This is a genomic window from Desulfothermus naphthae (genome assembly GCF_054657475.1).
On record NZ_BAAHYQ010000001.1, the window covers coordinates 796,785 to 810,147 of the forward strand.

Consider the following 13,363-nt stretch of genomic DNA (forward strand, 5'->3'; position numbering starts at 1 on the left):
TCATAACTCATAATTCATAATACTCAATCCCCGATATTTCTTTGCCCTTTGCAAGTTTTTTTAAAAGTGGCGTAAGGTCGTCCATAAGTTCAAGCTCCTTTTTTGCCCTTGCCTTCCATCCAAGGCCAAGGGGAGAAAGAATCTCTGTTAGTTTTTGTGAGTCAAATATCATACGGTCTAATATAGAGTCTATAAATTCTTGCAAAGCTTGTTTTTCAATCCCGTGCTTGTTTGCAATATCAGCTACCATACGGTTATATTTTTCCGCCTTAAAATGCTCATAGCCTTCGCGGATTTCTTTTTCACTTAAGCCCTCTCCCTCTTTGAGGGTATTTACATATTCTATTAGCTCATCGCGCTCATCTAAAAACTTGGCATTGCTTGAAAGAAGACCTATAAGCTGCTCCCTTGTCATTTTTTGCTTTTTAGGTTCCTGCTGACTAAAGCGGGCTAAGAGCTTCATAATATAGTCATAATCAATAAGGGCAGAGTCAAAGAGCACAAACTCAAAATCAAGCTGGCCAAGAGGGTCATTTGGGTCTTTGCTCTTTTCCTGTTTGGCTTTAAGATCTTTTGCCACATCAAGATAAACAGCGCGGAAAGCTTGAAGTTCTTCCTCTGGCAATAATTCCTCAATTTTGCTTTTAAGCTCTTCATCCAGATCAGTGTATTGATCAAGCTGAGTTTTTAAACGCTGCACCTCTTTAAAATGGTTTATAAAGGCTGCGCGAGTCTCGTCGCCTTGTAAGTTTGCCACTTCTGATGGCCTACATTCAATTCCTTGAGATTTCATAAACTCTTTTAACTCTTCTACAGTACTTTCAAATCTTTCTGCCACCTTTGGAGCAGGGTCAACAAGCCATATTTCGCGAGCCCGCTCTCCTGCTTCTCCTGAAAAGAGCACTATGGCCTCGTCCACCGCTGCCTTTTGGCCTCTAAAATCAAGGATATTGCCGTAAGGTTTGGAGTTATTAAGCACCCTGTTGGTTCTACAAAAGGCCTGAATAAGGCCGTGATATTTGAGATTTTTATCCACATAAAGGGTATTTAGATATTTGGAGTCAAAACCAGTTAAGAGCATATCCACCACAATGGTAATGTCTATTTTTTTCTTCCGTGGCAGGTCGCTATCTGGAAACTGCTGGTCTTTTATACGCTTCTGGATATCCTGGTAGTAAAGGTCAAAGCTATTTATGTCAAAATTGGTTCCGTAGTGTTTGTTATAGTCTGCAATAATTTCTTTTAAGGCTTCCCTTTTTCTGTCAGGGTCCTTGCGATTGTCTAATAGTTCCTGTGGTAGGTCTTCTTGAAGCTGGGCAATGTCTCGGTTGCCATTTGCTGGCGGAGAAAAGACGCAGGCTATATTTAGAGGGCGAAAGTTTTCATCCTCTTTTGCTTTTTTTGCCTGTATCTCTTTAAAAAGACGGTAATATTCTATGGCATCGTCAATAGAGGCAGTGGCAAAGAGGGCGTTAAAACGGCGATGAGCTGTTGCAGCGTCATGTTTTTCTAAAATCGCTTCTACAACCTTTTGTTTGGCAAGTGTCTCGCCGGGCTTAATTGGTGCGCCTTCTGGTTTGTAATATTCCACATGAAAGCGGAGTACATTGCCGTCGTTTATGGCATGGGTAATGGTGTAAGCATGAAGTTGTTTGCCAAAGATATCTGCAGTAGTAACCATGTGTGCTTCTTGCCCTTCAATAGTGCGGTAGGTGGCGTTTTGTTCAAAAATAGGCGTGCCAGTAAATCCGAACAGCTGTGCCTTTGGGAAAAACTCGCGGATGGCTTTGTGGTTTTCGCCAAACTGAGAACGATGGCACTCGTCAAATATAAAAACTATATGTTTATTTCTTAAAGATTCAAGCCTTTTTCTATATCCCTTTTTGCTGCTTCCATTTAGTGCAAGGCCAAGTTTTTGGATTGTGGTAACAATTACTTTATCAGCATAAGCATCGGAAAGTAGACGTTTGACCAAAGTTTCAGTATTTGTGTTTTCTTCAACGCATCCGGGCTGAAAACGGTTAAATTCCTGCCTGGTCTGGCGGTCAAGGTCCTTTCTATCTACTACAAAAAGAACCTTTTCCACATCGGGGTTATCTTTAAGCAAGGTTGATGCTTTAAAAGAGGTAAGGGTTTTGCCACTGCCTGTGGTGTGCCAGATGTAGCCGTTTCCGCGGTTTTGATGAATACAGTCCACAATGGCTTTAACTGCATATATTTGATAGGGGCGCATCATCATAATTTTACGCTCAGTCTGGATGAGCACCATATAACGGCTTATCATTTCGGCTAAAGTGCACTTTGATAAAAAATCTTCGGCAAAATCGTAAAGATAAGTGATTTTTTTGTTATCAGGAGTTGCCCACTGGTATATGGGTAAAAAATGCTCATTTACATCAAAGGCAAAATGTTCCTGATTGTTATTGGCAAAATAAAAGGTGTTACTGAGGTTGCTGACGATAAAAATTTGCATAAAGCTTAAAAGAGTGTTGGCATAACCATTTCCTGGATCGCGTTTGTATTCAACTATTTGTTGCATTGCGCGACGAGGGCTAATGCTTAAGCTTTTTAATTCTATTTGCACAAGGGGCAGACCATTTATTAAAAGTATTACATCATAACGCTGAAAGCTGTTTCGTGTATTTATGCGAAGCTGGTTTATTACCTCAAAGCTGTTCTTGCACCAATCTTTAAGATTAACCAGTTTATAATGCAGTGGTGTTCCATCCTCGCGTTCAAAGCTATTTATATGGCGTAGACGCTCAGAGCAGGTAAAGACATCCGAACAGACGATATCTTCTAAAAGTCTTTCAAACTCGTTGTCTGTGAGCTTGACCTTGTTTAGCTCTTCAAACTTCTGGCGGAAGTTTTGTTCCAAAGAAGCGCGATCTCGGATATCAGGGCGGTAGGTGTATCCTTGTTCTTTGAGCTTTTCTATAAACTTTTGTTCTATTTTTTGCTCTTTTATCATAACTTATTGGAATTGTTTTTTATATAGCAAGAGCCTTCTTCACTTCCTTTAGGATTAAATCATTTAAGCTTCTATGGTCAATGTTTAATTTTCCAAAAATTTAGAATTCAGAACGTAAAACTTGTCAACTTGTTTTAACTTTTCCTCAAATTCCTCTAAAGAGTTGACTCTAATAGCCAGCTTAAGCAGGTTTTTTAAAACATCTCTGTTGGCTACACCTCTAATTTTAACAGATAATTCAGGTTTAAGGAAGCCAAATCTCTCTATCAAAGCTTCTATGACCATTTCCTGGGCATCCAGGATCATGCCTTCCATACGACCTTGTTCTATCCATTTTTCAGCAAGTGTTGGCATAATATCCGCCCCCTTTTCTATTTGTTTTATTGCCTTTTTTATATCCTCTTCATCTATCTTGTCAGTTGCACTCCCTATATAGCGAAGTAGCGTTTCCAGATATTGAAGTGGTGTATTACTCTCCCCAAGTCCTTTAAAGAGATTGAAAATACGCTCCAGATGTTTACCTGGTTCAGGTGTTGTAAGGTATTTAAGGGCCATTAAAGTAGCCTTTAATATCATCTTTCCTTTGATTTCTTCATCAGATATAGAGGAGAGGTCGTAAAGCAGGTAATTAAAGTCAGGTATATAAATATCTAACTCCTTTTCAGTCTCTCCAAAAAGATCGGAAAAGTTTGTTTTTATTGTCCATTTCCTGTGACCATTGTATATGACTAATGGAATAACAGGTAGAGTAGAAGATTGATTTTGTTTGAGATATAGATCCCAGATTTTGACCATGTACCTGAGAAGCTGCAGACCAGTAAATCTTTGAGGAATGCTTTTGTGCTCAAAAAGCAAATAAATAAATCCATCTCTGGAACTTATCTGAACTTCATAGAGTAAATCAGAAAAATGTTTTTTTTAAATCTTCATCTACAAAGGAATCTTTGACAATGGCAAGAGGATTAAAATCAATTAATTTGCAAATATTTTGAGGCAAATAATTTTTTAAGAAATCCTCTGCCTGCTCTTTGTGCGAGAAGATCTCCTTCACAAATGCATCATGAGGGTTCTGTATGTATTTTCTCTCCATAACTTTTTTATTAAAACACCACTTAATAAATGGCAAGAGGAGTTTGGAAAATAGTGAATAATGGAACAGGAGAGAAGGTAGAAAAAGGTAACCTTCATGATAAATATGTCAAAAAAGAAGATTTAAGTGGTAATGTCAAAATGTCCACTCTTGCAGAAAAAGGGGGACCTACATATGTAATAGGTCTTGATAAATATCTCTTTACAAACTGACTGTTTAGCTTTCAGTTTATCCAAACCATCCTCTCCCCAGGTGATAAAAATGGACATAGTTTTATTTAACCATCTGGTGGTATTCAGCACAAAGTCACCAATTACTACACCCTAAAGGTGTCTACGGACTTTTTTCATGAAAGACTTAAGCCCAATGTCTTGTTATTGTACGGTGATAGAAACGAGTGGCGTATAAGCCCAAGGTTTCCTTTTGAGTGGAATGACCACATCATTACCACTCTTGGTGCACATATCCTGGAGGGAAGGAGTAGTACCTATTTTGGTGAATTTAAACATGAAAAACAGTTATATTTTGAATTTAAATACAGTTTCTAAGAGGGAATAACAATGAACGTATATGGTAAGCTCATCGAGGCCGCAAAGAGGTGGCCAAATAAGGAGGCAATCTTTTCGCAAGGGAGATGGACCACCTTTTCAAAACTCTTGGACATGGTGGAAAGACTTATTGCAGGTTTACATGCAAAAGGTATGAAAGAGGGCGAAAGGCTCGCAATCTGCTTCCCCAATTCCATTGAGTATATCTCTCTGTTAATAGCCTCTATGGCCGCGGGATTAACTGTCGTGCCTCTTGACCCTACCTACAGGAGGGACGATCTGCTCAGGGTGGTCTCACAGGGAAAAATTGAATATCTATTCACATATCGCCCCATGGATTTACCAGGTATTAAGCAAGAAATAGGAGATCTCAACTCCCTGTTGGACCATGGAAGAAAGGAGGGAGTAGCTTGGGAACATGACAGACTTGCTATGATACTTTACACATCAGGCACAACAGGTACGCCAAAAGGGGTGCCATATACAGCTTTTATATTAGCTCCCTTTTCTTCATTTTGTATAATTATTTTGGGATTTGGATTGGGAGGAGGAATAGGCAATCCTTTCTCCTTTAATAGATTTATATGTTCCTTCATCCCCCATTTTGCTTTATAAATACAATCTTCTATTGAATGTCCTATTCCACTAAATCCCTCTAAATCTGGCGAATAAAATCCAAAATAGTTTGGTTCGTCAGTTGCTTCAATAATCAAAGAGTATTCTAAATCAATCATTTTGTGCCTCCTCTATTTTCTTGCTATGTCCGCTGCCTTAAGTATAGCAATACATGTTCCTGGTGGGACCTCTTTTGATCCATGATAGTCAACTCTAATTAGTTTATCCCATCCAGGTTTTCCATAATATCTTATTGATCCCTTCTCTTTTACAATTTTAAATCCATTCTTCTCAAGAAGTCTCCCTAATTCACTAAATTTCACTTACTTTAGCCTCTATTATTTTATTATCTTCTCTTGTTAAGTTATGAAATAGCATTTACTAAGAGACATCATCTTCACGAAGAACTATATGATCAATACAAATTTTATTCAAAATTTTATCTTATTCCATAGGGATAAAATCTCGGATAATGCCTCTTGAATATCAATATCTTCACCTTGTTTGAGTTTCGATTCTATATCTTTTGCCTTTTCAGAAAGCTCTTTCAGTCCAAGGTTTGCAAAATTAGTCTTTAAGGTATGCATACAAGAAACAAGGGTTTCATTATCACCTTTTAAGGCTGCTTCTTTTGATTTATCAAGTAAGCGATTTATTGATGTTTCTGTTATCTTGACTATCTTAAGGGCCTTTTCCCCTGACAGACCAAATTGTGAACTTATAAATGAAAGTATAGATTCTAAACTCATAAACAGATCCTTAATAAAAATTTTTTAAAAAAGTTCAATTGTAGATAACTCTTCTTCTCCTGCCTTTATTTTTTCCACATCTATAGATTCATACCCTGCCCTAAAATCATCTAAAATCATGTCATTTTCATTTAAATTCGCTCTAATTTTTTCATAACCCATCTCAAAAGAAGAAATCATTTCCTCAAAACTCTTCATAATTCGCTTTTTATACTCTTTTACTCTATTAATATAATCTTTTTCAACAAGTAATTTTTTTATTGTATTGAGCTCATTTTCCACGCTGTCATTTACATCACGCATTTTATTTAAACCTATATCTATGCTTTTATTTTGTCCTCTAAAAATAGTATCATAACTTTCTTGAATAGTAACTAACAAATCATCAGAAATTTCTTTCCATACATTTACAGTATCTAACATTTTTTTTATTAAAGCAAGCAGATTATTATAGGTATCATTCATTGAAGTTACTAGATTCTGCAAGGAGCTAATGCCAAGTCTATTAACCTCAATTTTGGTTGCAATGGTTAAATTAAAAAAGTGTTTTCTAAATCTTAATAACTCATTAATCTCTTTTGAAATATTCTCTGTTCCCTCTTGCAGGGTGTCAATTTTTATTTTTAATTCATCTAAATAATCTAAAAGTTGCCCCCTCTTTTTATCCATTATTCTGTAGAAATAATCTACCAATCCAACCTTAGAAAACATATTTTGAATATCTGTATTCACGTCATATAGGTACTCCTTTATTGCCTCTAATATCTCCTCTAATATATTTGAAATATCCATTTCCATTTCCTTTAAAAGAGGAATCACAGATTCATAAAATTTCAATTTCTGACCTTTTTCAAATAATCCGTCATTATTCCAATCTATATTAGAATAAATAGCATCTATTTTTTCCAGTTGTTGTCTAAAGATATCGTGAAACTGGGAATATTCCATAATTTTTGCTACATTTGAACTAATTTGAAGCTTTCCTATGGATTCTAAATCTATTTCCTTGTCTCTCATTTGGATGTTTTTTAAGGAGTCAAAAAAATTGATGATATTTTTCACACTTTCGTATATATTGTGAAAAGACTCTTTTATTTTTGTAAGAATAACATTTGCCTTATCTGAATCCTTTTTTATCTCATGACTGATATAAGATATAGTGGCCTTTTTTTTACCCAAATTTTTGGTCTGGCATATAGTATTTAATGATAAGATTTCCAGATCACCTGTAATATCCATAAATGTCTTTGTAGAATCTTCAATATCTAATTTTAATTGTTCAATATCAATTTTAACCAACTTTTTTGTCAATACTCCTCCAATTTCTTTAATATTATTTTCAATATCATTTAAAAATTTTTCAACATTATCATCTATAAATTTAGATGATGACTCTATATTTTTTATTTGCTCATCTGCCAGGTTGACTATTTGAGTCATTACCACAACTATATCAGTAAATACATCATTTAAAAGATTTAAAGTCTTTTTAAATTCCATGCATGAGATCTCCAATTAAAAGCTCTAACTTTTCAATGGTAATGGGTTTATTAATAACATCGTCAAAACCTGATTTCACAAGTTCTTTCTTAGTCTCAATATCTGCAGTAAAGGCTATATATTTAATTTTTTTCCCTTTTAACTTATTTTTTAAAAAAGTTAAGAGCTCTTCTCCCCTTGCCCCTTTATCTAGATGCAGATCAATAAAAATAACATCAGGTAACGGCTCAATGTCTTTGTTTAAAATAAAGTTTTTAATATCACTCACAGAGTTGAAAATTTTATATTCAATTCCTTTTTTGGTCAAAACTGCCCCTACCATGCTTGAATGCAAGGGATTATCATCAACAACCCAGATTTTCATTTTATCTCCACTCTTTTCTTTTTTTAAGAAAAGTTTACAGTTGAATTTTTATCAACTATAATATAAGATTAAAATATAAGTCAAGGAGTGCAACTGGGTGAATTAACTATTTTTTTATTGCAAAGGGCTACAGATGAAAAACTTATCAAAAAATAACCCATTAGGGAGGGAAATTTCATTGATTGAAAGATTAATAAGAAGGGCCTACCACGATGGAGCAAATTTATTTGGGCCCCTCAAAGAAATTATCTCCTTAAAAATGGATGATAACATTTCACGTTATTTCTCCAAAAATTTGGCCTATTATCTCACTTTACTAAAAAACTTGCGTTTTTTTTATTTACTAATTCAAAATCCAGATTTCTTTGACCCAGAAAATGTGAATTTGAAAGATATTTTAAAAGACCTTATGTTAGATTTAGCTGATTTTACATCTGGCTTATCTGAAGATTTTATAGAAAATTCAGATATCTCTTTAAAATGTTTGAGAGAACCTTTTTATATGATCCTCTATAATCTCTTGACTAATGCTTACAGATTTGGAGAAGATATTTGTATTGAAATTTTGTCATCTTCTAATAAAATTTTAATAGCCAACAGGTTAAGGTCCCCTATAACTGGAATTAAATCAGTATTTTTCCTACCGGTCTCAGAAGATAAATATGGAATTTTAGGTGCAGGTGTTGGCTTAAAAGTAGTTGATATAACTGCAAATTTTCTTAAAATAAAAATAAAATCAAATATACAAGAGGACCTGCTCAAAATTTATATAGATTTTAATCCACTAATAGCTTAAAATTTAAATTTATGAAAACACTATATTTAAATATCGGTGAATGTGAAGTAATAAAAGACATAGATGTAAATATTAAAATAGTACTTGGTTCTTGTATTGGAATTGTTGTTTTTCATAAAGAATCTCAAGTAGTTGGTGCAATTCATATTCTCCTTCCTGAATATAAAAAAAATACTTTAGAAACAAAATTAACTTCCTTTGCTGACACTGGTCTTATTCATCTTTTCAAAACAATGAAAAAATTTACAAACAATATAAAAGACTATAAGGCCATTATTGCAGGCGGAGCAAACATTGGAAAATCAGATTATTATGATATTGGAAAAGAAAATTATATAACATGCAAGAATATTTTAAATAAATATGGTATTGATATAGTATTTGAAGATTGTCTGGGAAGTGAGGCAAGAGTGGTTAATTTTTACACAAATGATTTTTCCTATAAAGTAACGCCTGTCTCTTTAGTAATACATTCAAAGGAATTAGAATCTGAATATGATATTTCTACCATATTAAAAGAGATAAAAGAATTTTCAAGTTATTTTCCAGTGCCAAATAAAACAATCCTTGAAATAATGCAACTGAAAAATAAAGATGTTACTCCTGAAAAATTGGAACAAATTATGTTGAAAGACGATTTTGTGAGTGTAAATTTTTTAAAATTTACAAACTCTTCTTATATCTCTCCAAGATACAAAATAAAAAATTTAAAACAAGCTATTTCATATGTTGGTATAAAGAATACATTTAAATTTATAAACGCTTTACTTATCCAGAATATGATTAAAAGTAATATTCAATCATATTCTATTAATATCTATGAATATAAGATTCATGTACTATCAGTAGCACTTCTCTCTGAATTAATTGCAGAAAATCTAGGAATAGCCGATACTACACCCTATATTGGAGGTTTATTTCATGATATAGGAAAGGTTATATTAGATTTTTATGCACTTAAAAACTACACATCTACAAAGCGAGTAGAAATAATATCATTTGTAGAAAATTCAATAAATTCATGTGCACATGCATTTATTGGAAGACTATATTTAGAATCTCTCAATCTGGATGAGAAGATTTTAGAAATTGTAGAATATCATCACTATCCCAATAAAGCAATGAAAGAAAAAAAAATAGTCTATATAGTTGCACTTGCTAATTTACTTATTTCCAGCTTCTTGATTGGAACAGATAATATAAAGAGAACAAAAGAATTTATCTCAATAGATGAGATTGTTTCTCAAATTAAAATAGACATACCTGTCTTAAAGGAAATCATGAACAATATTCCATATATAATTTCTATTGCAGAAGATATGGTCATATGAATGAGGAATTAATAAAAAAGATTATCTCCATTATAAAGGAAAAAGTAGATATAGATTTTGATAGTTACAAAATAAATACTATTTTGAGAAGATTGAGGCAAAGAATTACTATTCTGGGTTTTGTCTCTTTAGAAGATTATTATAGATATTTAATTAAAAATTTAGACAAAGAAACACGGCTATTATCAGAATATTTTTTGATTAATACTACTGAATTTTTTAGAGATCCAATGTATTTTTATTATTTCAATTATTTAGTAAAAAAAATGATACGCTCAAATACAATGTTCATAAAAATACTTTCTATTGGATGTTCTAGTGGAGAAGAGCCTTATTCTATGGCAATGATATTAAATGAGCGAAAATCCAAATGTCCTGAATTTGAATATCAAATAGATGCAATTGATATAGATTCAGAAGCCATTATGGAAGCTAAAAAGGCAATTTATTGGGAAGATGCAGTAAAAAATGTTCCTTATAATTATTTAAAGAAATATTTTCATCAAACAGAAAATAAATATAAATTAATTCATTCATATTTTGAAAGAAATATCTCCTTTTATGTAAGGGATATTTTCAAATTAAAATCTTTAGTTAAAGGGATTTTACAATATAATTTTATTTTTGCACGAAATATATTTTTTTACTTTAAAGAGAATAAAAATACGGAACTATTTGATAGAATTATAAAAATGTTAGATAAGGGTGGTTATTTAATATTAGGTTCTTCTGAGCAACTACTGAAAGAATATGCTCCTTTATTTGAACAGGTATGTCCTGGTATAAAAATCTTTAAATATGTAGGATAAATGAAAATGAGCATATAAAAAAAATATGAACTAAATTGGCATGATAAAGGGTAATAATATGATTAATATAGTTAAACGAATTCATAATTCATTAATTTTTTTGGCTATAATTATAATAATACTTTCACTTAATCTTCTCTTGGTTTTTATTAATCAGAAAATACAGGGAGTTTATCATATAATTTTTCTCATTACCTTAATTCTATTAATTTTGTTACTTTTTTTTCTATTTAAAATCGATAAAGTTATAACCAAAAACAAAAAATTACGTGATATATCTCTTCAGGTCCTGACCAATTTTGTTGGTGTAAACACATATTATGACCTATTTTTCAGATTTTTGAAGGTGCTAATTGAGGAAGGAATAATTTTTTCAGGCACAGCCTTTTTGTATGATAAAAAGGAGAAAGAACTGACTGTGAAGTATGCACATAGCAATACTGATAAATTTTATTATAATAAAAAAATACCCTTTGATAAATTTATTGGGAGACATTCTATTTTAACAAAAAAGACATATATATTAGATATAAGTGAATATCACAAGAGATATTCTTTTCAATCTTTAGATACTTCTTTTGACAATCTTTATGTTTACTATTTACCTATTTCTTATAGAAAAGAGATAATTGGAGTCTTGGAGTGTCTTTCTGTATCTAAAATAGACGATAATATACTTCTTTTAATAGAAAAACTCATGATTCAAGTTGGTATCATGATGATGAATATAAAAGCGAGCAAAAATCTCAAGAAGTTAAAAGATGAACTTTCAGAAAAAAATAAGATATTAATGGCACAAAATAAGGAACTGCAAGCCCAAAGTGAAGAATTAGAGGCTCAGACTGAAGAATTACATGCTCAAAAGTCTGAGTTAGAGGAAATAAATAATAAATTAAAAGAAGTGGAAAAATATAAATCTGAATTCCTTGCCAATATGGCCCATGAATTGAGGACGCCTTTAAATTCAATTATAGGACTATCCGAATTAATCCTAAATGAATTTACACCTGATAAATCCTTTAAAGAAAAAATAGAACTAATATATACTAGTGGTACTCAACTAATGAATATTATAAATGATATACTTGACTTAAGTAAAATAGAAGCAGGGAGGATGGAAGTTAATTTTGAAGAATTTACATTAAAGGAGGTCCTTGATTATGTAGAAAAAATAGTGAAACCTCAGTGCTCTCATAAAGGTCTTGAACTTGTAATTCAAAACAACATTAAAAATGATAATTTCTTTACAGATAAACACAAATTAATTCAAATTTTGTTAAATTTATTATCCAATGCAGTAAAATATACAGAAAAAGGCAAGATAGAAATAGTTGCCAATGAGATAAACCAAAGTGATGTAAAGATAGATATTACAGACACTGGTATAGGAATTAAAGAAGAAATAATGGATACTATATTTGAGGAATTTCGTCGTGCTGAGTCAAAAAAATTAATACAGGGCACGGGACTGGGATTACCCCTTACAAAGAAATTATTACAATTAATTGGAGGGCATATATTAGTTAAAAGCAAACCAGAACTAGGCACCACATTTACTATTATATTTCCACGTGTCTATAAAGAAGCTAAGGATGCATATCAAAAAGAAGGTATTTATGAAAAAAAAGAGATTCAAAGGAAAGAAAAAATAAAAACAGATAAAAAACTTACATTCTTAATAGTGGATGATGATGAATTGACTGTAAAAGAGCTTAACTCGTTACTTAAAAAGGTTGTACCCAATGCCAAAACTTTAGAGGCTGGCAATGGTAAAGAGGCTCTGGACTGCTTAAATAAAAACAAAATAGATTTAATATTTCTGGACTTAAGTATGCCTGTGATGGATGGTTATGAATTTTTAAAATATTTAAAGGAAAACAATATTTCTGCCAATATTGTAATAATTACTTCTACAGATATACAAGCAGAGTTAATTAAAGAATATAGTGATTATATAAAATCTATATTTATAAAGGGAAAAGACACAAGGTCATATTTAGAGTCAATAATACAAAAAATAATTTTAGCAGATGAACACAAAACAATTCTAAAATTACCAGAACAAGAGGATAGTAGTGAAACTTTTCTCTCTTTTGCCGATGTTCAAAAAATAGAGGGGGAAAAGGAAGAATCTGAAACAGAAAAGGATGAAAAAATAAGGATATTGCTGGTAGAGGACAATATAGCAAATAGATATCTAGTAAAAGAGGTATTAAAAAAATATAAAGGAGTAGACGTTGATGAGGCATCAAATGGACTTGAGGCACTGGATCTCCTTGATAAAAAATCCTATGACCTCATTCTTCTAGATTTGCAAATGCCTAAAATGGATGGATATGAAACACTTATGCACATAAAACAAAATAAAAATTTTAAAAATATTCCAGTGATAGCCTTTACAGCAATGGCATTTAAAAAGGAAATAGATAAATTAAAAGAGATGGGTTTTTCTGATGTAATTTTAAAGCCCATTAATATGAAAAATTTTCTAGACAAGATAAAAACAGTGCTTCCGCACTTTGAAGAATTAGAAAAACAAAATGAGTGAACAAAATAATATCCCAGGTTTGCTTAACCTGGGTTATTACAA

The 13,363-nt window shown here is 32.1% G+C and carries 13 protein-coding genes; 6 read left to right on the forward strand and 7 right to left on the reverse strand.

Features of this window, described 5'->3' with window-relative positions; translation table 11 throughout:
• Positions 1–7: 7 nt before the first annotated feature.
• From ACYQ1E_RS03825 to ACYQ1E_RS03835, 3 genes are all read right to left on the reverse strand, one after another.
• Positions 8–2,971: a type I restriction endonuclease subunit R gene (locus tag ACYQ1E_RS03825; RefSeq protein ID WP_459875489.1), complete on the reverse strand. Its 2,964-nt coding sequence runs from the start codon at positions 2,969–2,971 to the stop codon at positions 8–10.
• Positions 2,972–3,055: 84 nt separating this feature from the next.
• Positions 3,056–3,826 carry an Rpn family recombination-promoting nuclease/putative transposase gene (locus ACYQ1E_RS03830; protein WP_459875491.1) on the reverse strand — a complete coding sequence of 257 codons (771 nt, stop codon included), beginning with the start codon at positions 3,824–3,826 and terminating at the stop codon, positions 3,056–3,058.
• A 46-nt stretch (positions 3,827–3,872) separates the two neighbouring features.
• Positions 3,873–4,061 (reverse strand): Rpn family recombination-promoting nuclease/putative transposase, encoded by a 189-nt coding sequence (locus ACYQ1E_RS03835; protein ID WP_459875493.1) that lies wholly within the window; start codon positions 4,059–4,061, stop codon positions 3,873–3,875.
• 53 nt (positions 4,062–4,114) lie between these two features.
• Between ACYQ1E_RS03835 and ACYQ1E_RS03840 the strand changes: the two genes are divergently transcribed.
• Positions 4,115–4,273 carry a hypothetical protein gene (locus ACYQ1E_RS03840; protein ID WP_459875495.1) on the forward strand — a complete coding sequence of 53 codons (159 nt, stop codon included), beginning with the start codon at positions 4,115–4,117 and terminating at the stop codon, positions 4,271–4,273.
• A gap of 348 nt (positions 4,274–4,621) precedes the next feature.
• On the forward strand, positions 4,622–5,224 hold the full coding sequence (locus ACYQ1E_RS03845; protein ID WP_459875496.1) for an AMP-binding protein: 603 nt from the start codon (positions 4,622–4,624) through the stop codon (positions 5,222–5,224).
• Between the two features lie 131 nt (positions 5,225–5,355).
• Here ACYQ1E_RS03845 and ACYQ1E_RS03850 read toward each other — a convergent pair whose 3' ends face one another.
• The 4 genes from ACYQ1E_RS03850 to ACYQ1E_RS03865 form a co-directional block, all read right to left on the reverse strand.
• Positions 5,356–5,547: a type II toxin-antitoxin system HicA family toxin gene (locus ACYQ1E_RS03850; protein WP_459875498.1), complete on the reverse strand. Its 192-nt coding sequence runs from the start codon at positions 5,545–5,547 to the stop codon at positions 5,356–5,358.
• A gap of 108 nt (positions 5,548–5,655) precedes the next feature.
• Positions 5,656–5,973, reverse strand: coding sequence for an Hpt domain-containing protein (locus ACYQ1E_RS03855; RefSeq protein WP_459875500.1), 318 nt, complete (start codon positions 5,971–5,973; stop codon positions 5,656–5,658).
• A 24-nt stretch (positions 5,974–5,997) separates the two neighbouring features.
• Complete coding sequence (locus ACYQ1E_RS03860) at positions 5,998–7,473, reverse strand: hypothetical protein (RefSeq protein WP_459875502.1); 1,476 nt, start codon at positions 7,471–7,473, stop codon at positions 5,998–6,000.
• Entirely contained in the window at positions 7,463–7,837 is a 375-nt protein-coding gene (locus ACYQ1E_RS03865; protein WP_459875504.1) for a response regulator, read from the reverse strand. Before ACYQ1E_RS03865 ends, ACYQ1E_RS03860 begins: the two co-directional genes overlap by 11 nt.
• Positions 7,838–7,970: 133 nt before the next feature.
• On the opposite strand from ACYQ1E_RS03865, the gene ACYQ1E_RS03870 reads away from it, so the two are divergent.
• Genes ACYQ1E_RS03870 through ACYQ1E_RS03885 form a run of 4 tightly spaced genes read left to right on the forward strand, consistent with a single transcriptional unit; the run spans position 7,971 to position 13,321 of the window.
• Positions 7,971–8,633 (forward strand): hypothetical protein, encoded by a 663-nt coding sequence (locus ACYQ1E_RS03870; RefSeq protein WP_459875506.1) that lies wholly within the window; start codon positions 7,971–7,973, stop codon positions 8,631–8,633.
• Between the two features lie 11 nt (positions 8,634–8,644).
• Entirely contained in the window at positions 8,645–9,964 is a 1,320-nt protein-coding gene (locus ACYQ1E_RS03875) for an HDOD domain-containing protein (RefSeq protein WP_459875508.1), read from the forward strand.
• Positions 9,961–10,773, forward strand: a complete 813-nt coding sequence (locus ACYQ1E_RS03880) for a CheR family methyltransferase (protein WP_459875510.1) — start codon at positions 9,961–9,963, stop codon at positions 10,771–10,773. The genes ACYQ1E_RS03875 and ACYQ1E_RS03880 overlap by 4 nt, the downstream gene beginning before the upstream one ends.
• Positions 10,774–10,831: 58 nt before the next feature.
• Positions 10,832–13,321: an ATP-binding response regulator gene (locus ACYQ1E_RS03885; protein WP_459875512.1), complete on the forward strand. Its 2,490-nt coding sequence runs from the start codon at positions 10,832–10,834 to the stop codon at positions 13,319–13,321.
• The last annotated feature ends 42 nt before the right edge of the window (positions 13,322–13,363 follow it).

Coding starts and splice junctions, on each gene's coding strand:
- ACYQ1E_RS03825 (WP_459875489.1), bottom strand. CDS start 2,971: ATGATAAAAGAGCAAAAAATAGAACAAAAGTTTATAGAAAAGCTCAAA.
- ACYQ1E_RS03835 (WP_459875493.1), bottom strand. CDS start 4,061: ATGGAGAGAAAATACATACAGAACCCTCATGATGCATTTGTGAAGGAG.
- ACYQ1E_RS03845 (WP_459875496.1), top strand. CDS start 4,622: ATGAACGTATATGGTAAGCTCATCGAGGCCGCAAAGAGGTGGCCAAAT.
- ACYQ1E_RS03855 (WP_459875500.1), bottom strand. CDS start 5,973: ATGAGTTTAGAATCTATACTTTCATTTATAAGTTCACAATTTGGTCTG.
- ACYQ1E_RS03860 (WP_459875502.1), bottom strand. CDS start 7,473: ATGGAATTTAAAAAGACTTTAAATCTTTTAAATGATGTATTTACTGAT.
- ACYQ1E_RS03865 (WP_459875504.1), bottom strand. CDS start 7,837: ATGAAAATCTGGGTTGTTGATGATAATCCCTTGCATTCAAGCATGGTA.
- ACYQ1E_RS03870 (WP_459875506.1), top strand. CDS start 7,971: ATGAAAAACTTATCAAAAAATAACCCATTAGGGAGGGAAATTTCATTG.
- ACYQ1E_RS03875 (WP_459875508.1), top strand. CDS start 8,645: ATGAAAACACTATATTTAAATATCGGTGAATGTGAAGTAATAAAAGAC.
- ACYQ1E_RS03880 (WP_459875510.1), top strand. CDS start 9,961: ATGAATGAGGAATTAATAAAAAAGATTATCTCCATTATAAAGGAAAAA.
- ACYQ1E_RS03885 (WP_459875512.1), top strand. CDS start 10,832: ATGATTAATATAGTTAAACGAATTCATAATTCATTAATTTTTTTGGCT.